Origin of the sequence: Ancylobacter sonchi, from assembly GCF_018390695.1 — a bacterium.
Classification (GTDB): Bacteria; Pseudomonadota; Alphaproteobacteria; order Rhizobiales; family Xanthobacteraceae; genus Ancylobacter; species Ancylobacter sonchi.
The window spans coordinates 423,766-448,435 of sequence record NZ_JAHBGF010000020.1 but is presented as its reverse complement, the minus strand read 5'-3'; the positions used below and the strand labels follow the sequence as shown (position 1 = coordinate 448,435).

Genomic DNA, 24,670 nt, shown 5'->3' with positions numbered 1-24,670 from the left:
CTCTGCGGGGGTTTCGTCGGGAGACCGCCGGCTCAGCGAGCCGGTCGCTTCAGATTGACGTGGATGTGCTTTTCCTGGGTGTAGGCGATCAGCTCCTCCAGGCACTCCTCGCGGCCGAGGCCGGACTGCTTGTAGCCACCGAACGGCGTGCCGAGGAAATGCCGGGAGACCTCGTTGATCCACACGAAGCCGGCCTCCACCTCGCCGGCGAGCCGGTGCGCGTCGCGCACGTCGTCGGTCCAGATCGAGCAGGTCAGCCCGTATTCGACGCCGTTGACGGTTTCCAGCATCCGCGCCTCGTCGGACCAGCGGAACACCGCCAGCACCGGGCCGAACACCTCCTCGCGGGCGAGGCGCATCTGCGGCGTCACCTCGGTGAAGATGGTCGGCAGGACGAAATTGCCGCCGGCCAGCGCCGGATCGTCCGGCACGCCGCCGCCGCACAGCAGGCTGGCGCCCTCCGCCTTGGTGTCGGCGATGAAGCCCATCACCTTGTCGAACTGGGCGCGGCTGATGATGGCGCCCATCGTCGTCGCCGGATCGGCCGGGTCGCCGGGCTTGAAATGGCCGATCCTGCGCGCGATGCGCTCGACCACCGCGTCGTGGATCGCCTCGTGCAGGAACACCCGGCTGGTCGAGCCGCAGGACTGGCCGCACCAGGTGAAGTTCATGCCGGCCACCACCGCCGCCGCCACCTCGTCCGGGTCGGCGTCGGCGCGCGCGATCAGCGCGTTCTTGCCGCCGAGCTCCAGCAGCACCGGCTTGATGGTATCGGCGCCGGCCTTCATCACCGCGCGCCCGGCCTGCACGCTGCCGATCAGCGAGATCATCGCCACGTCCGGGTGCGAGGCGAGCGCCGCGCCGGTCTCGCGCCCGCCCGGCAGCACGCTGAACACGCCCGGCGGCAGCAGCCCGTCGACGAGCTCGGCGAAGCGCAGCGAGCTCAGCGGCGCCTGATCCGGCGGCTTCACCACCACGACATTGCCGGCGGCGAGCGGCGCGGCCGATTTGGCGGCGCAGAACATGAAGGGATGGTTGAAGGGGATGATGCGGCCGATGACGCCGCGCGGCTCCCGCACCGAGAAATTCACCGAATCCGGCCCGAGCGGCACCGACTGGCCCTTCATCTCGGTGACGAGCCCGGCGAAGAACTCGAGCTGCGCGGCGGCGTTGGCGACGTCGCCGGCCATCTCGTGCACCGGGTTGCCGCCGTCGATGGCATCGATCAGCGCCAGTTCGTCGGCGTTCTCGCGCACGATGCGGGCGATCTGCCGGAGGATCTTGGCCCGCTCGGCCGGGCGCACCCGGCGCCATTCGCGATAGGCCGCCTTCGCCGTCGTCACCGCCGCGTCGACGTCGGCGGCGTCGGCCTGCGCCACGAAGCCGAGCGAGGAGCCCTTGGCCGGATTGGTCAGCTCGATGCGGCCCTGCCGCGCCGGCGCCCGCCAGGCGCCGTCATAATAGAGCTCGCGGTTCTTCGGCAGAACATCCAGAGCCTTGATGCCGTCAATATACATGGGTCGTTCCTCGCGCCTTGCGGCGTTCCCGCTTGAATGTCCCGGTTTCTCTCATTGCCGCGCCGGACCGGCGCGCCGGAAACCTCGGTCTTGTCCGGCCGATCAGGCTGGCACGTTCGCGTCCTGCAATTCCCGGCGGACGAGATCCAGCATCTCCTCCAGCCCCGGCGGATAGCTGGTGAGCGCCAGGCGGCCGAGCCGCTCCTGCTGCGCCACCGTGCCCTCGGTCACCGCCGGCTCGACGCCGAGCTCGCGCAGGGTGAGCGCGACCTCGCGCATTTCGGCGGCGCGCCGCACGCCATGGTCCAGCATGCGGCTGACGTTGTAGGCAGCGGCGTCGCGCCAGGCGATGCCGGGATAGCTGCGCTGCAGGGAGTCGAGGATCTCCGCCTCGATCCCCGCCGCCCGCGCGGCGGCGAAGCACTCGTAGCTGAGCGCCTCCAGCCCCTTCACCATCACACTGCGCACCATCTTCATCTGCGTCGCCGCGCCGATCTCCGCGCCGGCGACCGACAGGTTCATGCCGAAGGCGCGGAAGGTCTCGACGAAGGCCACTGCCGCCGGACCGGCGGCGAGGCACGGGGTCTGGTGCCGGCGCGGATGCACCGGCGCCATGATCGCAAGATCGAGATAACCGCCGGTCCGGCCGATGGCGGCCGCCGCCGCGCGCTTGCGGCCCGGCGACACCGAGTTCACATCGACGAAGAGCTGGCCAGGCGCCAGCAGCGGCGCCGCGTCCCGGGCAGCATCGAGGCTGGAGGCGGCAGTGACGGCCGCGAACACGTAGTCCGCCCCCTCCAGCGCAGTGGCGGGATCGGCGGCGAGGCGCACGCCCAGCCGTTCGGCCGGCGCGCGGACCCGCGCCTCGTGGCCGGCGATGTCGAACGCCGACACCTCGCGAATTCCGGCCTCCATCAGGCCGCCCGCGAGCGCCTGCCCGGCCTCGCCGAAGCCGATGAAGCAGAGCCTCGGCACGGCGCCCTTCTCGGGAGCGGGATCGGGCTGGGACATGGTCACCTCCATTGCGCGCCGGAGCCGGGCCGCGCGAGGCGCGGGCGGGGCTGATAGACGGACTCGGCGTGTCGAAACCTGCGACGCCGCGTTCAGAGAATCTGGCAGACGTCGTCGAAGCCGAAGCGGGCGCCGCGCGGGCGCAGGCTGGCCGGGTCGCCGTAGCCGATATTGACGAGGAAGTTCGACTTGACCCGCCCGCCGGGGAAGAAGGTCTCGTCCACCGCGTCGTGCAGGAAGCCGGACATCGGGCCGCAATCGAGGCCGAGCGCCCGCGCCGCCAGGATCAGGTAGGCGCCCTGCAGCGTCGCGTTGCGGAAGGCGGCACGCCAGGCGAGATCGGGATCGGCGATGTAGACCTCGCGCCGGCCGACCGCATGCGGCGCCAGCGTCTCCAGATGCTCGTAGAAGGCGGTGTCGACGCCGAGCACCGCCGTCACCGACGCCGCCATGGTCTTGTCGACATTGCCGGGCTTCAGGCAGGGCTTGAGCCGCTCCTTCGCCTCGGCGGACTTCACGAAGACGATGCGTTGCGGGCAGATGTTACTGCTGGTCGGCGGCAGCTTGGCGAGCTCGTAGAGCGCGCGCAGATCCGCCTCCTCCACCGGCTTCGGCAGCCAGCCATAATAGGTCCGCGCGTCGCGGAAAATCAGGTCGAGACTAGTGTCGGCGACGTGCTCGCGCGTCGCGCCGGCCGTCCTATTCGTCTTGGCGTCCATGGTCGTTTCCATCTTTTATTGGATGGAAATAGACACAAGTTTCGAAGCGTCGTCGTCCGGCCAAACGGCAAAATATCTATAGCTAAAAGTTATACGTGGGGTACGGCGTCGGTCTCAGTCGAGCAGGCCGGTCTTTTGCAGCTCGCGCAGATGCCCGCGCAGCGCCGCCAGCAGCGCCAGCACGCTGGCCGGCCGCCGGCGATGGCGCAGCGAGACGATGCCGGCCGGCCGGCTCACCGACACCAGCGCCACCGGCACCAGGCGCACCGCGCCGCGGGTCAGGTCGCCGGCCAGCATCAGGCGGGGCAGCACGGTGACGAAGTCGCTGGAAAGGATGAGTTCGCGGATGAACGAGATCGAGGTCGAGCGCAGCGGCGGTGTGCCCGGCAGCAGGTTGGAATAGGCCAGCACCGAATCCACCTCCTGGCCCAGCCGCTGTTCCAGCGAGGGCAGCACCAGCCCGTAGCGGGCGAAAGTCTCCACATCGATCCGGCCGTCGCGCAGCACCGGGTGGTCGGCGCGCACGATCATCGAGATCGGCTCGTGATAGAGCGTCTCGCGCTGCACCTCCTGCGAGGTCTCCGCCTCGTAGAGGCGCCCGACGATCAGGTCGAGCTTGCCGCTTTCCAGCTGCGGCATCAACTCCACCGTGCGCCCCTGCACGATGCGGATGTTGAGACCGGGATTGGTCGCCCTGAGCCGCCCGAGCGCAGCGGGCAGCACGCTCGACGCCGCCGTCGGCAGGGCACCGATCACCAGCGTGCCGGCGAGCCCCTGCTCGATCAGCACGATGTCGTCGCCGAGCCCGTCGACCAGCGACAGCATGGCCCGGCCGCGCTCGACCACCGCCCGGCCGAACGGGTTGATCAGCACGCCGCGCGGCACCCGGTCGAAGATCGGCTGGCCCAGTATCGTCTCGACCTCCTGCACCGCCTTGGACACCGCCGGCTGGCTCAGCTCCAATTGGTGCGAGGCGGCGAGGAAGCTGCCTTGCTCGGCGACCGCGATGACGATCTCCACCTGCCGCAGCTTCAGGCGGGTGCTCAGCTTCTGGCGCATGACGAGTTCTGGCGCATGACGTGGCCTCCGCCGTTCCCCCGCCGCTGGCGGCCGGCACCCGCGACAGGGATGCCCGGCGGCGCCCGGCTTGTCCAGCGCCCCGATAACCGGCGCCCTAGTAGCCGGCGTCCTGATCCTCCGCCCGCTGTTCGGCGCCGCCGGGTTCGGCTAAGCCAGTCGCGGGCACGGGCTCGCCCGGGAACGATCCGCCCGAACTTCGGAGGCCACCATGCGAATCGACGTGCTGGGACTTCAGGCCTTCGTCAGCATCGCCGAGCGGGGCAGCTTCCGCGCCGCCGCCTCGCATCTCAACCTGTCGCAGACCGCGCTCAGCCACCGCATCCGCAAGCTGGAGGAATCGCTGTCGCTGCAATTGCTGGTGCGCACCACGCGGCAGGTGACGCTGACCCCGGCCGGCACCGCCTTGCTGCCGCGTGCGCGAAAAGTGTTCGAGGAGCTCGGCAGCACGCTGGAGGACCTGCGCAGCACCGCCCGCGAGGCGGAGGAGCGGGTGGTGATGGGCTGCCTCCCCACCGTGGCGATGCGCTGCATGCCTGAAGTGATCGCCGCCTTCATAGCCCGCTACGGCACTATCCAGGTGACGGTGCACGACAATTCGGTGCTGGAGATCGCCGACAAGGTGCAGTCGGGCGAGGCCGAATTCGGCGTGACCATCATGTCGGCCAATCGCTGGGACCTCGAATTGACGCCGGTGGTCAAGGAGCCGTTCGTGCTGGTCTGCCACCGCAGCCAGCCGATGGCTGGCGCGTCCTCGATCAGCTGGGCCGAGCTCGACAACGTGCCGCTGGTGCGCATCAGCTCGGAGACCGGCAACCGCATCCTGATCGACGACGCGCTGGGCGCGCGCAGCGAGACGCTGCTCTGGCGCTACGAGGTGCAGCGGGTGATCACCGCCGTCAGCCTGGTGCGCTCCGGCATCGGCTGCGCCGTGGTGCCGAAGCTGGCGCTCGACATCGTCCCGCGCGACGACATCGTGGCGATCCCGCTGCGCGCTCCCGCCGTGACCCGCACGCTCGGCATCGTGACCCGCAAGGGCCTGCCGCTCAGCCCGGCAGCGCGCGACCTGCTCGATCTGGTGATCGCGGCACTGCATGAAAGCATCGCCGAGTGAGAGCCTCGTCGACCGCGAGATGCACAACTTGCATCAATCGCTGCAAAACTCTCATTTGATTCAGCAATAATTTCCCCGCACCTTGGCGGCAAGAAAATCGGGAGCTGTCCGCGCTGCCCGGGTGGACGTCGCCACGGGCGACGCATCCCGGCCGGACGGAACCAGCCCGGCGGTCGACGCACCGCCACGGTCGACCGACCAGACGCCAACAAAACAGCACGCCAAAACAACCAAAAACCAACGCCCGAGGAAACGCATCATGGCCATCAATCGCCGCGCCCTTCTGGCGAGCGCCGGATTGGCGTTCGCCGTCTCCCCCTTCGCCCATGCAGCGCTAGCGGACGACAATGTCGTGAAGATCGGGCTGATCGCCCCGATGACCGGCCCGTTCACCTCCACCGGCCGCATGCTGGAGGAGGGTGCGAAGCTCTACATGAAGCAGGCGGGCGATACCGTCGCCGGCAAGAAGATCGAGCTGATCGTGCGCGACGACACCGGCGTCGCCGACGTCACCAAGCGCATCGCGCAGGAAATGGTCGCCAATGACGGCGTCACCATCCTCACCGGCTTCGGCCTGACGCCGCTGGCGCTCGCCGTCGCGCCGCTGGCGACCCAGGCCAAGGTGCCGGAGATCGTGATGATGGCGGCAACCTCGGTGGTGACCGAGCGCTCGCCCTTCATCGTCCGCCCGGCCTTCACCCAGGCGCAGACCACGGTTCCGCTGGCCGACTGGGCCTACAAGAACGGCATCCGCAAGGTGGTCAGCATCGTGGCCGACTACGCGCCCGGCCTCGATTCCGAAGCCGGCTTCAACAACCGCTTCAAGGCGGAGGGCGGCGAGGTGCTGGAGGCGATCCGCGTGCCGCTGAGCACGCGCGACTTCGCTCCCTTCCTGCAGCGCGCGGTCGACGCCAAGCCGGAAGCGCTGTTCGTGTTCGTGCCGACCGGCCTCGGCGCGGCGCTGATGAAGCAGTTCGTCGAGCGCGGCCTCGACAAGTCCGGCATCAAGGTGCTCGGCGAAGGCAGCGTCACCGAGGACGACATCATCACCCAGATGGACGATTCCGTCCTCGGCATGATCACCGCGCATCATTATTCGGCGGCTCACAGGAGCCCGGAGAACGCCGCCTTCGTCGAAGCGTTCCGCAAGGCCTATGGCCACCGGCCGAACCACATCGCCGTGCACGCCTATGACGGCATGCGCCTCGTCTACGAGGCCTTGAAGAAGACCGGCGGTTCGACCAACGGCCAGCAACTGGTCGACGCCATGAAGGGCCTGTCCTGGGAGAGCCCGCGCGGCCCGATCACCATCGACCCGGCCACCCGCGAGCCGATCCAGAACATCTATATCCGCCGCGTCGAGCGCGTGGATGGCGAGCTCTACAATGTCGAGTTCGCCACCATCCCCAACGTCAAGGACCCGTCCAAGGCCGGGCTCTGAGCACGGACACAGGGGAGGAAACCATGCTCAATCGACGCTCGCTCATCGTCGGCCTCGGTCTCGCCAGCGCCTGCGCACCCGGCATCCTGCGCGCGCAGACGGCCGCTTCGCAGAACTGGCCCTCGCAGGTGGTGAAGATCGTGGTGCCGTTCACGCCCGGCGGCAGCACCGACGTGCTGGCCCGGCTGATCGCCGCCAAGATCGCCCCGGTCCTCGGCGGCCCGGGCTTCATCGTCGACAACAAGCCCGGCGCCGGCGGTACCATCGCCGCGGCGCAGGTGGCGAAGGCGGCGCCGGACGGCCACACGCTGATGATGGGCCATATCGGCACGCTGGCCTTCAATCCGGCGCTGTATCCCGACCTGCCCTACGACCCGATCCGCGACTTCGAGCCGGTGGCGCTGGTCGCCTCGGTGCCGAACATCCTGGTGGTCAACCCGGAGGTGCCGGCCAAGGACTTCCAGGAATTCGTCGCCTACGCCAAGGCCAATCCCGGCAAACTCAACTACAGCTCCGGCGGCCAGGGCAGCGCCGCCCACATCGCCGGCGCCTATCTCGCCTACAAGGCCGGGTTCCAGGCGGTGCACATTCCCTACAAGGGTACGGCGCCCTCGGTGATCGACCTCGTCAGCGGCGTCGTGCAGTTCACCCTCACCGGCGGGCCGGCGGTGCTGCCTTTCGCAGCCAAGGGCCAGCTCAGGGCGCTCGGCGTCGCCAGCGCCGAACGCGCCTCCTTCGCGCCGCAGCTGCCGACCATCGCCGAGAGCGGGTTGCCCGGCTTCGAGGCGGTGCAGTGGTACGGCATCGTCGCGCCGAAGGGCACGCCGCGCGACATCGTCGACCGGCTGAACCGGGCGATCAACGCCGAGCTCGCCACGCCCGAATTCGCCGCCGTGCTGGAAAGAGACGGCGCCGTCGCCACTCCCCGTTCGCCGGAGGCCTTCGGCGAACTGATCGCCTCGGAGCTGCCGGTCTGGCGCGAGGTGATCACCCAGGCCCAGATCAAAGCCGGAGGCTGACCATGCAGAGCCGCGTGAGGTGCATGCTCGTGAGGGGCGGAACGTCGAAGGGCGCCTATTTCCTCGCCTCCGAGCTGCCGCAGAAACGCGAGGCCCGCGACGCCCTGCTGCTGGCGGTGATGGGCTCGCCGGACAAGCGGCAGATCGACGGGCTGGGCGGCGCGCATCCGCTCACCAGCAAGGTGGCGATCGTCTCGCCCTCCGCCGATCCGGACTGCGACATCGACTTCCTGTTCGCGCAGGTCGGCGTCGACACGGCGAACGTCGACACCACGCCCAATTGCGGCAACATCCTCGCCGGCGTCGGCCCGTTCGCCATCGCCCGCGGGCTGATCGCCGCCCAGGAGCCGGTGACGGTGGTGCGGGTGCGCACGCTCAACACCGGCACCATCGCCGACCTCAATGTCGAGATCGCCGATGGCGAGGCGCGCAGCGAGGGTACGGCGCGCATTGACGGCGTGCCGGGCACCTCGGCGCCGATCAATATCGGCTTCCGCGACACCGAAGGCTCGGTCTGCGGCACGCTGCTGCCGACCGGCAATGCGGTCGACGTGGTCGACGGCGTTGAGGTGACGCTGATCGACAACGGCATGCCGGTGATCGTGCTGCGCGCCGCCGATGTCGGGCGCACCGGCTATGAGAGCCGCGAGGCGCTCGACAAGGACACCGAGCTGAAGGCGCGCATCGAGCGCATCCGGCTGGCCGCCGGGCCGCTGATGAATCTCGGTGACGTCGCCGGCAAGGTGGTGCCGAAGATCGCGCTGGTGGCCCCGCCGCAGGCCGGCGGCGCCATCGCGACGCGCAGCTTCATCCCGCATGAGTGCCACGCCTCGATCGGCGTGTTCGCCGCGCTCACCGTCGCCACCGCCGCCGCCCTGCCCGGCTCGCCGGCGGCCTCGGTCGCGCAGCTGCCGCCGGGGCGCGAGAAATCGGTGTCGGTGGAGCATCCCACCGGCGAATTCACCGTGCACCTGACGGTCGGCGGCACGCCGGACCGCCCGGTGATCGAGCGCGGCGGCCTTCTGCGCACCGCCCGCATCCTGATGGACGGCTACGCCTATGTCCCGGCCCACGCCGCCTCGGCATCGACCGAGGCGCTCCGCGCCGCCGAATGATCAAAACCGAAAGGACCAAGTTCGCATGTCGAGCCTGCAGAAGACAGGTCTGGTCGTCACCGCGCATCCCGGCGACTTCGTGTGGCGGACGGGTGGCGCGGTCGCGCTGCACGTCAAGCGCGGCTACAGGGTGAAGATCCTGTGCCTCTCCTATGGCGAGCGCGGCGAGAGCCAGTTCGCCTGGAAGAAGGCCGGGGTGAAGATGGAGGACGTCAAGGCGCAGCGCCGCGACGAGGCCGAGCGCGCCGCCGCCATCCTCGGTGCCGAGATCGAGTTCATGGACGCCGGCGACTACCCGCTGCGCACCACGGAGGCGATGCTGGAGCGCGCCGTCGACATCTTCCACGAACTCACGCCGAGCTTCGTGCTCACCCACTCGCTGCAGGACCCCTACAACGTCGACCATCCCGAGGCGACCCGCTTCGCCCAGGAGGCGCGCATCATCGCCCAGGCCGCCGGCCACAAGCCGGACCCGAACCGCCCCTATTCGGCCCCGCCGGTGTTCCTGTTCGAGCCGCACCAGCCGGAGCAGTGCAACTACAAGCCGACGCTGATCCTCAACATCGACGAGGTGTGGGAGGTGAAGCGCCGCGCCTTCGAGGTGCTCGCCGCCCAGCAGCATCTCTGGGAATATTACACCCGCGTCGCGCTCAACCGCGGCATGCAGGGCGGGCGCAATTCCGGCCGCTCCATGACCTATGGCGAGGCCTATCAGCGACTGTTCCCCGAAGCCGTGGAGGTGCTGGCATGAAGCCCGTCGTCGTTCGTACCAACAAGCGGGCCGACGCCGCCGACATCGCCACGCTCGGCGAGCTCGGCGTCTCCACCACACATGAGGCGTTCGGCCGGCTCGGGCTGATGAAGCCCTATATGCGGCCGATCTATCCCGGTGCGCAGATCGCCGGCACGGCGGTGACCGTGCTCGCCCAGCCGGGCGACAACTGGATGCTGCACGTCGCCATCGAGCAGGTGAAGCCGGGCGACATCGTTGTGGTCGGCTGCACCGCCGACAATACCGACGGCATGTTCGGCGACCTGCTCGCCACCTCGCTGAAGGCGCGCGGCGGCGTCGGCCTCGTCACCGATGCCGGGGTGCGCGACGTCAAGGTGCTGAAGGAGATGGGCTTCCCGGTCTGGGCCAAGGCGATCTCCGCCAAGGGTACGGTGAAGGCGACGCCCGGCAGCGTCAACGTGCCGGTGGTGTGCGGCGGCGTGCTGGTCAATCCCGGCGACGTGGTGGTGGCCGACGATGACGGCGTGGTCGTGGTGCCGCGCCTCGAAGCGGCGGCGGTCGCCGCAGCCGCCCGCCAGCGCGAGGCCAATGAGGAGGAGAAGCGCCAGCGCCTCGCCTCCGGCGTGCTCGGCCTCGACATGTATGCGATGCGCGAGCCGCTCGCCAAGGCCGGCCTCGTCTATATCGACGATCCGGAAGGCTGAGCGCGATGCTGACCATCCTCTTCGACGGCGTGGCCTACGGGATGCTGCTCTTCATCCTCGCGTCCGGCCTCGCCGTCACGCTGGGACTGATGAACTTCGTGAACCTCGCTCACGGGTCCTTCGCCATGGCGGGAGGATACGTCACCGTGGTGCTGATGCAGCGCTACGGCATGGGCTTCCTGGCGACGCTGCCGGTCGCCTTCCTGGTGCCGGCGCTGATCGGCGCCGTGCTGGAGCGTACGCTCTACCGGCCGCTCTACGACAAGTCGCATCTCGACCAGGTGCTGTTCTCCATCGGTCTGGTGTTCATGTCGGTGGCGGCGGTGGACTATTTCATGGGCTCGCAGCAGCAACTGGTGCATGTACCGTCCTGGCTGCAGGGCCGGTTCGACGTCGCCGGCGTCGGCATCGGCCGCTACCGCAGCTTCGTCATCGTGGTGTGCATCGTCATCGCGGCGCTGCTGCAATTCGTGCTGGCGCGCACCCGCTTCGGCAGCCAGCTGCGCGCGGCGGTCGACGACCAGCGCGTGGCGCGCGGGCTCGGCATCGAGGTCGGCACGCTGTTCACCCTCACCTTCGCCATCGGCTCCGGCCTTGCCGGCCTCGGCGGCGCGCTCGGCGCCGAGATGCTCGGCCTCGACCCGACCTTCCCGCTGAAATTCATGATCTACTTCCTCATCGTGGTCACGGTCGGCGGCCGCGCCGGGCTGATCGGTCCCTTCCTCGCCGCACTGCTGATCGGCGTCGCCGACGTGGCCGGCAAATATTACCTTCCGCAGGCCGGCGCCTTCATCATCTATGCGGTGATGATCCTGGTGCTGCTGGTCCGGCCGCAGGGCCTGTTCGCGGCGGCGCGATGAACATGGCCAGCCCAACCACTCCCCTCCCCGCCGCCCCGGTCGCCGGCACGGCGGCAAACGCCGCCACAATCGTCAACGCTCCCGGCACCGCCAGCCCGGCCCGCGCGCTGCTGCGCCGCCGCCGGGCCTGGAAGCCGGCCGAGTTCCTGTTCTGGGGCGCGGCGCTGCTGGCGCCGCTGGCGCTGCCGCGCTCCATGCTGCTGATGAACGAGATCGCCATTCTCGGCCTGTTCGCGCTATCGCTCGATCTCATCCTCGGCTATGCCGGTATCGTCTCGCTCGGCCATGCCGCCTTCCTCGGCGTCGGCGCCTATGCCGCCGGCCTGTTCGCGCTCAATGTCAGCGCCGATCCGCTCGCCGGCCTCGTGGTGGCGATGCTCGCCGCCTCGGTGCTCGGCTTCCTGTCGAGCTTCCTGGTGCTGCGCGGCACCGACCTCACCCGGCTGATGGTGACGCTCGGCGTGGCGCTCTTGATGTTCGAGGCCGCCAATAGCTGGCGCTCGCTCACTGGCGGCGCCGACGGCCTGCAGGGCATCACTATCGACCCGGTGCTCGGCCTGTTCGACTTCGACCTCAAGGGACGCACCGCCTATCTCTATTCGCTCGCCGTGCTGTTCGTGCTGTTTCTGGCGGCGCGGCGGATGATGGGCTCGCCCTTCGGCCTGTCGCTGCGCGCCCTGCGCGACAACCGGCTGCGCGCCTCCGCCTCGGGGGTGGGGGTCAACGGCCGGCTGGTGCTCGTCTACACGCTCGCCGCCGCCTATGCCGGCGCCGCCGGGGGGCTGCTCGCCCAGACCACGCAATTCGTCTCGCTCGACGTGCTGGAGTTCCACCGCTCGGCCGACCTGATGCTGGTGCTGATCATCGGCGGCACCGGCTGGCTCTATGGCGGGCTGATCGGCGCTGTGCTGTTCGAGCTGTTCCAGGACGTCGTCTCCGCCGCCACGCCGCAATATTGGCAGTTCTGGGTCGGGCTGTTGCTGGTGGTCTTCGTCTCCGGCGGCCGCGAGGCGGTACACAAGACGGGCGCGGCACTGCGCCAGCGGGTCGCCGCGCTGTTCGGAGGGCGCCGCGCATGAACGCTCCGGTTCTCGAGACCATCGGCCTCGTCAAGCGCTTCGGCGGGCTGCTCGCCACCAACAACGTGTCGTTCCGCCTCGAACGCGGCGCCCGCCATGCGCTGATCGGCCCGAACGGCGCCGGCAAGACCACCTTCGTCAACCAGCTGACCGGGGTGGTGAAGCCCACGGAGGGGCAGATCCGCCTCGAAGGGCGCGACATCACCGGCAGCCGGCCGGAGGCGCGGGTGCGGCTCGGCATGAGCCGCACCTTCCAGATCAACCAGCTGTTCCGTACCATGACGCCGCTGGAGATGCTGCTCCTGGTGCTCGGCGAGCGCGAGGGGCGCGGGCTCCGCTTCTGGAGCCGGCTCGACGCGCGCGGCGACCTCGTCGACGAGGCGGCGGCGATCGCCGCCCGCTTCCGCCTCGACGACGCCATCGACACCACCATCGCCACCCTGTCCTATGGCAAGCAGCGCCAGCTGGAGATCGCCGCCGCCTTCGCCGCCCGCCCGCGGGTGCTGCTGCTCGACGAGCCGGCCGCCGGCGTGCCGGAGGCCGAGCGGCAGGACCTGCTCAACATCGTCGCCGACCTGCCGGAGGATGTCAGTGTGCTGCTGATCGAGCACGACATGGACCTCGTCTTCCGCTTCGCCACCCGCATCACCGTGCTGGTGAACGGCACGGTGATCGCCGATGGCGAGCCCGCCGCCATCGCCGCCGATCCGGCGGTGCGCGCGGCCTATCTCGGGGAGGGCGAGGATGCGTGAGATCCTCCATGTCGAGCGGCTGTGCGCCGGCTACGGCCAGGCCATGGTGCTGCACGACATCGGCTTCTCGCTCGGCGAGGGGCGCAGCCTCGCCTTGCTCGGCCGCAACGGCGTCGGCAAGACCACGTTGGTGAACAGCCTGATCGGCGTCACCCGCCGCACCGCCGGCACGATCCGGCTCGGCGGCGTCGACATCACCGGCTTTGGCCCGGAAAAGCGGGCGCGCGCCGGCATCGGCTGGGTGCCGCAGGAGCGCAACATCTTCCGCTCGCTCACCGTGCTGGAGAACCTCACCGCCGTCGCCCGGCCCGGCCCGTGGACGCCGGCGCGAGTGTTCACCATGTTCCCACGGCTCGGCGAGCGGCGCGGCAATATGGGTGACCAGCTGTCCGGCGGCGAGCAGCAGATGCTGGCCATCGGCCGCGCTCTGGTGCTCAACCCCAAGCTGCTGCTGCTCGACGAGCCCACCGAGGGGCTGGCGCCGATCATCGTCGAGGAGCTGCTCAAGGCGCTGCGCGACATCTTCCGCGCCGAGGGCCTCGCCGCCATCATCGTCGAGCAGCACGCCCGCAAGATCCTGAAGATCACCGACGACGCGCTGATCCTCGAACGCGGACGGGTGGTGCACAAGGCGGCGAGCGCCGCGCTGATCGAGGACGCCGACACGCTGCAGGGCTTCCTCGGCGTGGCCCGTGCGGCGGCGTAGACAACCGGCGGCCTTCGAGCCCGCCCAACCAAAGGAAAAAGGCAGGAAATGACGCCCGAACCGATCCACGACATCGCCCATCTCGCGCATGTCGAGCTTCTGACCGACAAGCCGGCGGAAAGCCTCGACTTCTTCGTCAACATTCTCGGCCTCACCGAGAGCGGGCGCGAGGGCGACAGCGTCTTTCTGCGCGCCTGGGACGATTACGAGTTCCACACCCTCAAGCTGACCGCCGCCTCCCGCACCGGCATCGGCCATGTCGCCTACCGCGCCACCAGCGAGCAGGCGCTGGCGCGGCGGGTCGCCGCCATCGAGAAGCTCGGCGCCGGCATCGGCTGGGTCGAGGGCGATCTCGGCCATGGCCGCGCCTACCGCTTTCACGATCCCGACAAGCACGTGTTCGAGATCTATTTCGACACCCGCAAATATGTGCCGCCGGCCGAGGAGCGCCCGGCGCTCAAGAACCAGGCGCAGCGCAACCACGGGCGCGGCTGCGCGGTGCGCCGGCTCGACCATGTCAATCTGCTCGCCCGCGACGTCTCCGCAGTGCGCACCTTCCTGCCGGCGGCACTGGGCAGCCGGGTGACCGAGCAGATCGTGCTGGATTCCGGCGAGGTGGCCGGCTGCTGGTTCACGGTGAACAACAAGAGCTACGACATCGCCTATACGCGCGACTTCACCAATAGCGAGGGGCGCTTCCACCACGTGACCTATGCGGTGGACCAGCGCGAGCACGTGCTGGAGGCAGCCGACGTGTTCCTCGAGAACGGCGTGTTCATCGAGACCGGGCCGCACAAGCACGCGGTGCAGCAGACCTTCTTCCTCTATGTCTACGAGCCGGCCGGAAACCGGGTGGAAGTCGCCAATGCCGGCGCACGGCTCATCCTCGATCCCGACTGGCAGACCGTCACCTGGACCGAGACCGAGCGAAAGAAGGGGCAGGCCTGGGGGCTGAAGACCATCGAGAGCTTCCACACCCACGGCACCCCGCCGGCGGCAGGGGGCGAGCACTAGCGCGCCAAGCCCCGAGGGCGGCACCGAGGACGGCGCCGGCGGCGGTCGCCCGCGACGACACTTTGCCGGCTACTTACCGGCCCCGAGCGGGAAGGCGACGGTGAAGTACCCCGCCGTGCCTTCCAGCCGGTTCACCGCGTCGAACTCGCGGTAGATCTTCACCCGCGCCGATATCGGCGTCGGGCCGAGCTGGAAATTATAGGCGATGGTGCCGCCGAGCGCGGTCACCTGCCCCTTGAAGTCGCCGAGGCGGGCGCCCGGCCCGCTGTCGCCGGTGATCTGGTCGTAATAATAGCCGACCAGCCCCACCGACAGCTGCTTGGTCAGCGCCTTGGTCGCCGCCCATTCGACATGGAACTCGGTGCCGGTGGTGTAGTCGGTGACGTCGTTGGTGCCGTTGAAGGTGAAGCCGGCGGTGGCGGAAAGCTCGATGCCGCTCTCCGGGTTCAGCCAGGTCAGCGCGCCGGAAATGTCGCCGGCCCAGCGGTTGAAGGACAGGTTGGCGATCTCGCCCTCGCGGTAGTCGCCGACCGGGATGTTCAACAGACCGGTGACGTTCCAGTGCCAGTTGCCGGAATGCCAGCCCAGCGCCGCCGTGGCGACCGGATCGCCGAAGATGAAGGCGTTGTCGGCGATGCCGCGCTCGATCGGCGCGAACCGCGCCGGCGACAGCACCGCATCGGCGCTCACATCGGGCTCGCCGAACGGCACGATGACGCCGAGCGCGAGATTGCCCCCGAGCACCTCCTGCGGCATCACCCAGCTGCCGGTGACGAAATCGGCCCAGAGCGTGGCGTCGACATTGGCGATGAGCTGGCCGCCCGAGGGGAAGTTCCGGCCGCCGCCCCCGCTGCCGCTGTAGTAGTAGACGTCGTTCTGGATGTAGACGCCGGGCGGCGGGATGTAGCCGGCCATCGGCCCGCGCCCGCCGAGCAGGTAGAAGCCGACGCCGTTCTCCGCGGCATTGGCCGGAGACGCACTGGCCGTGATCAGCCCGCCTGATGCGACGAGCGCCGCCAGCGCGATCTTCCCTGCCTTCGACATCGCGGCCCCCACGCGGGCCGGCGGATCACCCACCCTTGCGTCAACATGCGTGATTCGTCGGCTCGGCGCACCCGGAGCGTCACGGCGGCGCAGGCCCCGCGGCGTCCCGTGGATCAGAACGGCACGACGTAGTTCACGATCGCCTGCTGCCGCAGCACGACCTGGCGGACCACGTGGCTCACCCGGACATGGTCGGTATAGATCGCCGCGGTGCCGACGCTGCCGGCCGGCAGCCGGTCGGCGAGCCCGGGATCGTCGAACCTCACCCGCACCACGAACGGTGCGGCCTCGATCTCGCGCGGCGCAGCCGCCGCGCCGGACGGCGCCTGCTGGCCGCTGGCGATCGCCTGCAGCACCGTCTCGACCGTGCCGGTGAACACCGTGCCCGGCAGGAACTTGAAGGTCATCTCGACCTTCTGCCCCGGCGCGACGTAACGGGCGTCGATCTGCGCGATCTCCGCCACCGTGACGGATTCCGAGGTGTCGATGAACGCCATCACCGGCGACAGCGAGAGGCTGGACACCCGCGCGCCCTTGCGCAGCGTCACATTGGTGACATAGCCGTCCGCCGGCGCCCGCACGGTCGTCTTGTCGAGGTTCCACTGCGCGCCGTCGACCTGCGCGCGTAGCTGGTCGACCTCCGATTGCCGCTGCTCGACATTGAATTCCGGCGAGGCCTGCTTCTGCGCAAGCTCGGTCATCTGGCGCAGCCTCGTCTCGGCGAGCGTCAGCTGGGCCTGCAAGGCCCGCAGCTGCGCCTCATAGGGCGTCGGGTCAATGCGGAACAGCACGTCGCCGGTCTTGAGCGGCGTGTTGGGCGCCACCGGCACCTCGATCACCTCGCCGGCGACGTCCGGCACGATCGCCACCGACTGGCGGCCGACGACCACCGGCCCCGACGGGGCGCCCCACCCCATCGGAATGAACAGCCCGACCAGCAGCAGGAACAGCACCAGGACCGGCGAGATCTTCCAGAACAAGGTGGCGGGAATCACCTTCAGCCAGATCAGCGCCACCAGGACGGCGATATAGACGTTGAGCAGGAAGACGATCATGGCGTCGTCCCGCTTTTGTCGCCGGGCCGCGCCGGCACGTCGACATAGGCCCAGATGAACGCCAGCGGCCACAGCACGAAGCCGAAGATCAGCGTCACCCAGCCGGCCACTGCCACCGCCTCGGCGAAGGGATGGCCGCGCCGCCGCGCCACATGGCCGGGCGCCATGCCGAGCAGCACGAAGACGCCGATCACCGAGGCGATGGCGACCACAAGCACGATGACGGCGAAGATATCGATGAAGGCCATGGCACCCCCGCACGCTCTCGCACGGCAAGCTGCCGCGTCGGCCGTGTCGGTCGCCGGGAAACATCCGGGAAATCGCCCGGGCCTACAAGCTTAATCGGTAGAGGCGCGGGCGGCGGGACGGAGCGAGGCGGCGCCATGGGAAGGCGATGGCGGCCGAAGGGCGGCCGGAAGAACCCGGGCGGCACGTGGCGGCCGCCCGGCAGGATGCGGAACCCGACGCGGCGCCGGCCGATGCCGCGCCGCGTCGGGCAGGAGATCCGGGAAGCCGATCAGTTGGTGGTGCCGCGCGCCTTCTTCAGCTCGGCCTGCACCTCGTCCCACAGCGGCTGGCCGACATTGTCGATGACGGTCTTGGTCACCGGCGCCGCCTTCTCGCGCAGCTTGGCGACTTCCTCGGCCGGCATCACGGTGACGTCCATGCCGTCGGCCTTGAGCTGGTCGAGCGCCTTGGTGGCCTCGGCGCGGGTGTCGGTACGCTCGAAATCGCGCGAGGCGATGGCGGCCTCGATCAGGATCTTGCGCTCGTCCTCGGACAGCTTGTCCCACCACACCTTGCTCGCCGTCATGATCCACGGGCTGTACACGTGGTTGGTGACGGTGAGGTACTTCTGCACCTCGTAGAACTTCGAGGACACGATGGTGGTGTAGGGGTTCTCCTGGCCGTCGACCGCCTTGGTCTCCAGCGCGGTGAACAGCTCGGCGAAGGCGAGCGGCACGGCATTGGCGCCGGCGGCCTTGAAGGTGTCGATGAACACCGGGTTCTGCATCACCCGCAGCTTCACGCCGGCGAGGTCCTCGGCCTTCTCGATCTTGTGGCGGCTATTGGTGAGGTTGCGGAAGCCGTTCTCCCAGTAGACCAGCCCGACAAGGCCCTTCTCCTGCAGCTTGTCGAGCAGCTTCTGGCCGACCGGGCCGTCGAGCACCGCGTCGGCTTCCTTCTCGTTGGCGAACATGAAGGGCACGTCCCAGATGGCGAATTCCTTCACCGTGCCGACGAGGGTGGCGGTGGAGCCGACCATCATCTCCTGCGCGCCGCCGATCAGGGCGTTCTGCATCTGCGGGTCCGGGCCGAGCGTGGCGGCGCCGAAGGTGCGCACCTTCAGCTTGTTGCCGGAGCGCTTGGCGACTTCCTCGGCGAACAGGCGGGCGGCGCGGCCCTGGTTGCTGTCCTCGTTGAGGCCGTAGCCGAAGCGGATCAGCCGCGGCTGGATGTTCTGCGCATAAGCCTCGGCGCCGAACGACAGGGCGAGCGCCGCGACGGCGGCGGTGAGCAGCAGCTTCTTCATGGGTGTTCCTCCTCTCGATAATTGGTGGCGCGGCGAAAAACGGGCGTCAGTGCAGCCAGCTCGCCGGCACGGTGATGATTTCGGGAAAGGCGACGAACAGGCCGATCAGCGCCGTATAGGCGACGACATAGGGCCAGACGCCGCGGATGATGCCTTCCATGCTGACCTTACCGACGCCGCACACCACGTTCAGCACGGTGCCTACCGGTGGGGTGAGCAGGCCGACGGCGCCGACCATCACGAACATCACCCCGAAATAGACCGGGTCGATGCCGGCCTTGGTGATCAGCGGCACCAGCACCGGGGCGAGGATCAGGATGGTCGGGGTGAGGTCCATCGCGGTGCCGACCAGGGTCAGCAGCACCACGATGGCGGCCATCAGCCATTTGGGATGGTCGAGCATCGGCTCGAGCAGCGCGATGACCTGGCCCGGCAGCTCGGCGAGCGTGATCATGTAGGCGGTGACCATCGCCGCGGCGACCAGGAACATCACCACCGCCGTGGTCTTGGCGGCGGAGACCAGCAGGCGCGGCAGGTCGGCAAGCGAGATCTCGCGATAGACGAACAGGCCGACCAGCGCCGCATAGACCGCCGCCACCACCGCCGCCTCGGTCGGGGTGAAGAAGCCGGCGCGCATGCCGCCGATGATGATCACCGGCATGACCAGCGCCCAGACGCCGTCGACCATCGCCTGGAAGCGCACGCCCCAGGACTGGCGCGGCTGCACCGGGACGTTCTCCTTGCGGGCGACCCACATCCAGATCAGCACCAGCGTCACGCCCATCAGCAGGCCGGGCGCGATGCCGGCCATGAACAGCTTGGTGATCGAGATGTTGGTCGCGACGCCGTAGATGATGAACGACATGCTCGGCGGCAGGATCGGCGCGATGATGCCCGCCGAGGCGATCAGGCCGGAGGAGCGCTCGAGGTTGTAGCCGTTGGAGCGCATCATCGGGATCAGCAGCGCCGCGACGGCGGCGGTGTCGGCGATGGCCGAGCCGGACAGGCTGGCCAGCACCACCGCGGTGCCGATCGCCACATAGCCGAGCCCGCCCTTGATGTGGCCGAACAGGGTGACGGCGATGTTGACGATCCGCCGCGACAGGCCGCCGGCATTCATCAACTCGCCGGCGAGCAGGAAGAACGGCACCGCCATCAGCGGGTAGTTGTCGGCGCCGCCCAGCATGTTCTGGGCGAGCAGCTGAGCGTCGAAGAAGTCGAGCTGGTACATCAGCGCGACGCCGGTCAGCATCAGCGCGAAGGCGATCGGCATGCCGATGGCCATCAGGCCCAGCAGCGAGCCGAGGAAGAGGGCGATGGTCATGACGGCTTCCCCGAATGCGGCGGGTTGCTGGCGGGCGCGAATTCACGCTCGAATTCGCGGATTTCCTCGGCGTCGGCGGTCTCGCGCACCTGCACCAGCTCGGCATCCGACATCCGCCCCATGAACAGGCGGACGAGGTCGACGACGAACAGCGCCGCCATGGCGACGGAGGTCACCAGCCCGGCCGCGGCGAAGCTCGCCAGCGAGATGTTGGTCACCGGCATGCGGCTGTTGAAGCCGACGATCACCTGCTGCCAGCTACCCTGCGCGAACAGCCACAGCGCGTAGAGGATGAGCAGGTTGCACACCACCAGGCAGAGCTTCTGCAGGCCGCGCGGCAGGCGCTGCACCAGCATGTCGACGCCGACATGGGTGCGCTCGCGCACCGCGAGCACGGCGCCGAGGAAGATCAGCCACACGAAGGCGAGGCGGGCGATCTCCTCCGAGGAGGCGACGCCGGTGCCGAACAGATAGCGGCCGGCGGCATTGGTGAAGACGAGAACCACCATCAGCACCAGCAGGGCGCCGATGACCCACTCGACGAGGGTCTGTATGCGATTGAAGAGCGCGTTCATGGCGCCGGCTCCCGTTGATCGAGGCCGGCGAGGCGCCGTTCGGCATCCTCGACCAGCGCTTCGGGCGGCATGTCGATGGAGAGGGTGACGGCCCGCTCGTCGGCGCCGGGAGGCTCCAGCGTGGCGAACTGGCTGTCGATGAGGCTGAGCGGCATGAAATGCCCGGCGCGGGCGGCCATGCGCGCTTCGATGAGCGCCCGGTCGCCGGCGAGATGCAGGAACATCACCCGCGGGCTCGCGGCGGCGAGCTGGTCGCGATAGGCGCGCTTCAGCGCCGAGCAGGAGACCACCAGCCCGTCGCCGGCGCGCGCCGCCTCGGCGAGGCGCTCGCCGATGGTGGCGAGCCAGCCATGGCGGTCGGCGTCGGTGAGCGGCTGGCCCTGCGCCATGCGCGCGACATTGGCCGGCGGGTGCAGTTCGTCACCCTCGACGAAGGCCCAGCCATTGCGCGCCGCCAGCGCGGCGCCGACGCTCGACTTGCCGCAGCCGCACACGCCCATCACCACCACGAGGGGGGCGGGCGACGAGATCGAAAAGCTCATGGGGAAGGGTACGCCGAGAAGACAGCGCTAACAGACACAGTTCCGTTCTCCCTATCGGTCGCGGCGCGATGGCCAGACGACGGCAGATGATCTGCTCTTGTTGTGAAGATGAGTTATGTTAGCGCTGTCATGCGTTGTTGTAAAGCGCGCCCATCGGCTGGGGGCGCACGGTCTCCGGGCGCTTCGTGCTCTCGCGGATCTGCAGCGCGAAGCCGGTATCGACCACCCGCTCGGCCGGGCGCCGGCCGGCGATGGCGGCGCGGGCCATCTGCACCGCGCGCGAGCCGATCTCGTAGCGCGGCGTGCGCACGCTGGTGAGCGAGGGGCAGGCCGCCGCCATCATTTCGAGGTCGTTGAAGCCGGCGATTCCCATGCTCGCCGGCACCGCCAGCAGCGCGCGCTGGCATTCGAACAGCGCGCCGAGCGCGAGGTCGTCATTGTTGCAGAACACCGCGTCGGTATCGGGCATGCGGGCGAGCAGGTCGCGCAACAGGTCGCGCCCCAGCGACACGCTGGACGAGGCCGGCGTGGTGGTGATGCGCGCGGGATCGTAGAGGCCGGCCTCGGCCAGCGCGGCGCGATAGCCCTCGAGGCGGCGCTGGGTGCGCGGGTCCATGCGGGCGCCGAGAAAGCCGATCCGCCGGTAGCCGGCCTCCAAAAGATGGCTGGTGACGGCATGGCCGCTCGCTCTGTGCGAGAAGCCGACCATCATGTCGACCGGGTCGTCGCCCAGATCCATCACCTGCACCACCGGGCAGCCGGCGGCGGCGAGCAGCGCCCGCCCGCGCTCGGTCTGGTCGATGCCGGCGACGATCAGCGCCGCCGGGCGCTGGCTGAGGAAGGTGGCAAGCAGGCGCTCCTCCTCGATCGGCGAGTAGCGGCTATTGCCGAGCTGCACCTGATAGGGGGTCTGCGCCAGCCCGTCATAAATGCCGCGCAGCACGTCGGCGAACACGTTGTTGGTGAACGAGGGAATGATGACGCCGATGACGTCGGTGCGCGCCGAGGCGAGCGCACGGGCGTGCTGGTCGGGCACATATTCCAGCTCCCGAACCGCTTCCTCGATTTGCTGGCGCAGCTGCGGCGACACCCGCTCGGGATCGCGCAGCGCCCGCGACACGGTGATCGAGCTCACGCCGGCGCGCTGGGCCACGTCGGCGATGGTCGGGCGCCCGCCGTTCCGTCTCTTGCGCATCTGCGATTCCCTCTCCCGGCTTTTCGCCATGATAGCGCTGACATGACCCTCATTGCACTAGCGCGGCCGGCGCCCTCCCCGCCCGGTGGAGGGCCGGGCGTGGCGTTTGCCGGCGCGTCTGACTATGGTCGGCCCCTTCCGAAGCGAATCCGTGACCCGCATGACAGCCGACATCACCTCCCTCGCCGCCCGCATCGCCAGCGAGATCGGCGCCCGCCCGCAGCAGGCCGTCGCCGCCATCGCCCTACTCGACGAGGGCGCGACCGTCCCCTTCATCGCGCGCTACCGCAAGGAAGTCACCGGCGGACTCGACGACACCCAGCTGCGCCGCCTCGACGAGCGGCTCGTCTATCTGCGCGAGCTGGAGGCCCGCCGCGCCGCCATCGCCGAATCGATCCGCCAGCAGGGCAAGCTGACGCCGGAGCTGGAGGCCGCCGTCGCGGGCGCCGCCACCAAGGCGGAGCTGGAGGACATCTACCTCCCCTACAAGCCCAAGCGCCGCAACCGCGCCGACATCGCCCGCGAGCGCGGCCTCGGTCCGCTCGCCGACGCCATCCTGGCCGACCGCGCCGCCGTGCCGGCCGAGCTCGCCAAGGCCTATGTCGCCGGCGAGGTGGCGGATGTGAAGGGCGCGCTGGAAGGCGCGCGCGACATCCTCTCGGAAGCCTTCGCGCAGAATGCCGAGATCGTCGGCCGCCTGCGTACCTATCTGAAAGGCAAGGCCGATCTGCGCGCCAAGCTGGTCGACGGCAAGCAGGAGGCCGGCGCCAAGTTCTCCGACTATTTCGACCATGCCGAGCGCTGGGGATCCGTGCCGAGCCACCGCGCGCTCGCCATGCTGCGCGGGCGCAACGAGGAGGTGCTGTCGCTCGACATCGAGGTCGACGCCGATGATCCGCGCCCGGTGAAGCCGGTGGTGGCGATGATCGCGGAAGGCTACGGCATCGGCGACCGGCTTCCCGGCGATGCCTGGCTGATGGAGGTTGCCGGCTGGACCTGGCGGGTCAAGCTGTCGCTGCATCTCTCGCTCGATCTGATGACCGATCTGCGCAGCCGGGCCGAGACCGAGGCCATCGAGGTGTTCGCCCGCAACCTCAAGGACCTCCTGCTCACCGCCCCGGCGGGCACCCGCGCCACCATGGGGCTCGATCCCGGCATCCGCACCGGTGTCAAGGTGGCGGTGGTGGACGCCACCGGCAAGCTGACCGCCACCAGCACCGTCTACCCCTTCCCGCCGAAGAACGACGTACGCGGCGCGCAGGCGGAAATCGCACGGCTGATCCGCCAGCACGGCGTCGAGCTGATCGCCATCGGCAACGGCACCGGCAGCCGCGAGACCGAGAAGCTGGTCGCCGACCTGCTGGCCGACCTGCCGGCGGCCGAGGGCCGGCCGAAGCCGATCAAGGTGGTGGTGTCGGAGGCCGGCGCCTCGGTCTATTCCGCCTCGGAGCTGGCCGCCGCCGAATTCCCGACCCTCGACGTCTCGCTGCGCGGCGCAGTCTCCATCGCCCGCCGGCTGCAGGACCCGCTTGCCGAGCTGGTGAAGATCGAGCCGAAGTCGATCGGCGTCGGCCAGTACCAGCACGATGTCGACCAGTACCACCTCGCCCGCGCGCTCGACGCGGTGGTGGAGGACGCGGTGAACGCGGTCGGCGTCGACCTCAACACCGCCTCCGCCTCGCTGCTGGCGCGGGTGTCCGGCCTCGGCACCTCGCTCGCCGAGGCGATCGTCGCCCATCGCGACGCCAACGGCGCCTTCGGGAGCCGGCGGCAGCTATTGGATGTCGCCCGGCTTGGGCCGCGCACCTTCGAGCAATGCGCCGGCTTCCTGCGCATCCGCGACGGAAAGGAACCGCTGGACGCCTCCGCCGTCCACCCGGAAGCCTATGGCGTCGCCCGCAAGATCGTCGCCGCCTGCGGCCGCGACCTGCGCACGCTGATGGGCGACAGCGTGGCGCTGTCGGCGCTCGATCCCCGCACATTCGTCGACGAGCGCTTCGGTCTGCCGACGGTGCGCGACATCATCGCCGAGCTCGACAAGCCCGGCCGCGACCCGCGACCCGCCTTCCGCACCGCGACCTTCGCGGAGGGGGTCGACGAGATGAAGGACCTCAAGCCCGGCATGGAGCTGGAAGGCACCGTCACCAATGTCGCGGCCTTCGGCGCCTTCGTCGACATCGGCGTGCACCAGGACGGTCTGGTGCACGTCTCGCAGCTCGCCGACCGCTTCGTGAAGGACGCGCACGAGGTGGTGAAGGTCGGCGACGTGGTGAAGGTGCGGGTGCTGGAGATCGACCTCAAGCGCAAGCGCATCTCGCTGTCGATGCGCAAGGATGCTGCCGGGGCGGGCAAGCCAGCGGACAAGGCTCAGCCGGAGCGCGGCCCACGCGACAACCGGGACAATCGCGACAAGGGTGCCCCCCATCGCGGCGCCCCCGCGAAACCGTCCCGCCCGGAGCCCACCGGCGCGCTGGGCGCCGCGCTGCTGGATGCCTTCAAGCGCAAATGACCCGCCACGAATGAAAAGGCCGGCGGCGCCC

General features: G+C 69.4%; 24 protein-coding genes. 12 read left to right on the top strand and 12 right to left on the bottom strand.

Going from position 1 to position 24,670, the window contains the following annotated elements; genetic code table 11:
- Nucleotides 1–32: 32 nt before the first annotated feature.
- The 4 genes from KHC28_RS12750 to KHC28_RS12735 all read right to left on the bottom strand — a co-directional run bounded on the left by KHC28_RS12750 (nt 33) and on the right by KHC28_RS12735 (nt 4,306).
- The gene (locus KHC28_RS12750; RefSeq protein WP_214008723.1) at nt 33–1,517 is read right to left on the bottom strand and encodes an aldehyde dehydrogenase family protein; all 1,485 of its coding nucleotides are present in this window, start codon (nt 1,515–1,517) and stop codon (nt 33–35) included.
- Nucleotides 1,518–1,619: 102 nt separating this feature from the next.
- A complete protein-coding gene (locus KHC28_RS12745) occupies nt 1,620–2,528 on the bottom strand; it encodes an NAD(P)-dependent oxidoreductase (protein ID WP_214008722.1) in 909 nt (302 codons plus the stop codon).
- A 92-nt stretch (nt 2,529–2,620) separates the two neighbouring features.
- A complete protein-coding gene (locus KHC28_RS12740) occupies nt 2,621–3,247 on the bottom strand; it encodes a malonic semialdehyde reductase (RefSeq protein ID WP_214008721.1) in 627 nt (208 codons plus the stop codon).
- Between the two features lie 114 nt (nt 3,248–3,361).
- On the bottom strand, nt 3,362–4,306 hold the full coding sequence (locus tag KHC28_RS12735; RefSeq protein ID WP_214008720.1) for a LysR substrate-binding domain-containing protein: 945 nt from the start codon (nt 4,304–4,306) through the stop codon (nt 3,362–3,364).
- 229 nt (nt 4,307–4,535) lie between these two features.
- On the opposite strand from KHC28_RS12735, the gene KHC28_RS12730 reads away from it, so the two are divergent.
- The 11 genes from KHC28_RS12730 to KHC28_RS12680 all read left to right on the top strand — a co-directional run bounded on the left by KHC28_RS12730 (nt 4,536) and on the right by KHC28_RS12680 (nt 14,861).
- Nucleotides 4,536–5,438 (top strand): LysR family transcriptional regulator, encoded by a 903-nt coding sequence (locus KHC28_RS12730; protein WP_214008719.1) that lies wholly within the window; start codon nt 4,536–4,538, stop codon nt 5,436–5,438.
- 259 nt (nt 5,439–5,697) lie between these two features.
- On the top strand, nt 5,698–6,879 hold the full coding sequence (locus KHC28_RS12725; RefSeq protein ID WP_214008718.1) for an ABC transporter substrate-binding protein: 1,182 nt from the start codon (nt 5,698–5,700) through the stop codon (nt 6,877–6,879).
- Nucleotides 6,880–6,902: 23 nt separating this feature from the next.
- On the top strand, nt 6,903–7,898 hold the full coding sequence (locus tag KHC28_RS12720; protein ID WP_214008717.1) for a Bug family tripartite tricarboxylate transporter substrate binding protein: 996 nt from the start codon (nt 6,903–6,905) through the stop codon (nt 7,896–7,898).
- A 2-nt stretch (nt 7,899–7,900) separates the two neighbouring features.
- Nucleotides 7,901–9,013 (top strand): 4-oxalomesaconate tautomerase, encoded by a 1,113-nt coding sequence (locus KHC28_RS12715; RefSeq protein WP_214008716.1) that lies wholly within the window; start codon nt 7,901–7,903, stop codon nt 9,011–9,013.
- A gap of 25 nt (nt 9,014–9,038) precedes the next feature.
- On the top strand, nt 9,039–9,764 hold the full coding sequence (locus KHC28_RS12710) for a PIG-L deacetylase family protein (protein WP_214008715.1): 726 nt from the start codon (nt 9,039–9,041) through the stop codon (nt 9,762–9,764).
- A complete protein-coding gene (locus KHC28_RS12705; protein WP_214008714.1) occupies nt 9,761–10,450 on the top strand; it encodes a 4-carboxy-4-hydroxy-2-oxoadipate aldolase/oxaloacetate decarboxylase in 690 nt (229 codons plus the stop codon). Before KHC28_RS12710 ends, KHC28_RS12705 begins: the two co-directional genes overlap by 4 nt.
- A 5-nt stretch (nt 10,451–10,455) precedes the next feature.
- Complete coding sequence (locus KHC28_RS12700; protein ID WP_214008713.1) at nt 10,456–11,310, top strand: branched-chain amino acid ABC transporter permease; 855 nt, start codon at nt 10,456–10,458, stop codon at nt 11,308–11,310.
- A 2-nt stretch (nt 11,311–11,312) separates the two neighbouring features.
- Nucleotides 11,313–12,389 carry a branched-chain amino acid ABC transporter permease gene (locus KHC28_RS12695; protein ID WP_214008712.1) on the top strand — a complete coding sequence of 359 codons (1,077 nt, stop codon included), beginning with the start codon at nt 11,313–11,315 and terminating at the stop codon, nt 12,387–12,389.
- Nucleotides 12,386–13,141, top strand: coding sequence for an ABC transporter ATP-binding protein (locus tag KHC28_RS12690; RefSeq protein ID WP_214008711.1), 756 nt, complete (start codon nt 12,386–12,388; stop codon nt 13,139–13,141). Before KHC28_RS12695 ends, KHC28_RS12690 begins: the two co-directional genes overlap by 4 nt.
- Nucleotides 13,134–13,847: an ABC transporter ATP-binding protein gene (locus tag KHC28_RS12685; RefSeq protein ID WP_214008710.1), complete on the top strand. Its 714-nt coding sequence runs from the start codon at nt 13,134–13,136 to the stop codon at nt 13,845–13,847. The genes KHC28_RS12690 and KHC28_RS12685 overlap by 8 nt, the downstream gene beginning before the upstream one ends.
- 48 nt (nt 13,848–13,895) lie before the next feature.
- A complete protein-coding gene (locus KHC28_RS12680) occupies nt 13,896–14,861 on the top strand; it encodes a catechol 2,3-dioxygenase (protein WP_214008709.1) in 966 nt (321 codons plus the stop codon).
- A 69-nt stretch (nt 14,862–14,930) separates the two neighbouring features.
- On the opposite strand, the gene KHC28_RS12675 is transcribed toward KHC28_RS12680, so the two are convergent.
- The 8 genes from KHC28_RS12675 to gntR form a co-directional block, all read right to left on the bottom strand.
- The gene (locus tag KHC28_RS12675; RefSeq protein ID WP_214008708.1) at nt 14,931–15,905 is read right to left on the bottom strand and encodes a SphA family protein; all 975 of its coding nucleotides are present in this window, start codon (nt 15,903–15,905) and stop codon (nt 14,931–14,933) included.
- Nucleotides 15,906–16,018: 113 nt separating this feature from the next.
- Nucleotides 16,019–16,960, bottom strand: coding sequence for an HlyD family secretion protein (locus KHC28_RS12670; RefSeq protein ID WP_214008707.1), 942 nt, complete (start codon nt 16,958–16,960; stop codon nt 16,019–16,021).
- Nucleotides 16,957–17,208, bottom strand: a complete 252-nt coding sequence (locus KHC28_RS12665; protein ID WP_214008706.1) for a DUF3302 domain-containing protein — start codon at nt 17,206–17,208, stop codon at nt 16,957–16,959. The genes KHC28_RS12670 and KHC28_RS12665 overlap by 4 nt, the downstream gene beginning before the upstream one ends.
- A 269-nt stretch (nt 17,209–17,477) precedes the next feature.
- Complete coding sequence (locus tag KHC28_RS12660) at nt 17,478–18,494, bottom strand: TRAP transporter substrate-binding protein (protein WP_214008705.1); 1,017 nt, start codon at nt 18,492–18,494, stop codon at nt 17,478–17,480.
- 46 nt (nt 18,495–18,540) lie between these two features.
- Nucleotides 18,541–19,818: a TRAP transporter large permease subunit gene (locus tag KHC28_RS12655; RefSeq protein ID WP_214008704.1), complete on the bottom strand. Its 1,278-nt coding sequence runs from the start codon at nt 19,816–19,818 to the stop codon at nt 18,541–18,543.
- Nucleotides 19,815–20,393 carry a TRAP transporter small permease gene (locus KHC28_RS12650; RefSeq protein ID WP_214008703.1) on the bottom strand — a complete coding sequence of 193 codons (579 nt, stop codon included), beginning with the start codon at nt 20,391–20,393 and terminating at the stop codon, nt 19,815–19,817. Before KHC28_RS12650 ends, KHC28_RS12655 begins: the two co-directional genes overlap by 4 nt.
- Nucleotides 20,390–20,935, bottom strand: coding sequence for a gluconokinase (locus KHC28_RS12645; RefSeq protein WP_246564726.1), 546 nt, complete (start codon nt 20,933–20,935; stop codon nt 20,390–20,392). The genes KHC28_RS12650 and KHC28_RS12645 overlap by 4 nt, the downstream gene beginning before the upstream one ends.
- Nucleotides 20,936–21,062: 127 nt before the next feature.
- A complete protein-coding gene (gntR, locus tag KHC28_RS12640) occupies nt 21,063–22,130 on the bottom strand; it encodes an HTH-type transcriptional regulator GntR (protein WP_246564724.1) in 1,068 nt (355 codons plus the stop codon).
- 160 nt (nt 22,131–22,290) lie between these two features.
- On the opposite strand from gntR, the gene KHC28_RS12635 reads away from it, so the two are divergent.
- Nucleotides 22,291–24,639 (top strand): Tex family protein, encoded by a 2,349-nt coding sequence (locus tag KHC28_RS12635; protein WP_214009029.1) that lies wholly within the window; start codon nt 22,291–22,293, stop codon nt 24,637–24,639.
- Nucleotides 24,640–24,670 lie beyond the last annotated feature (31 nt).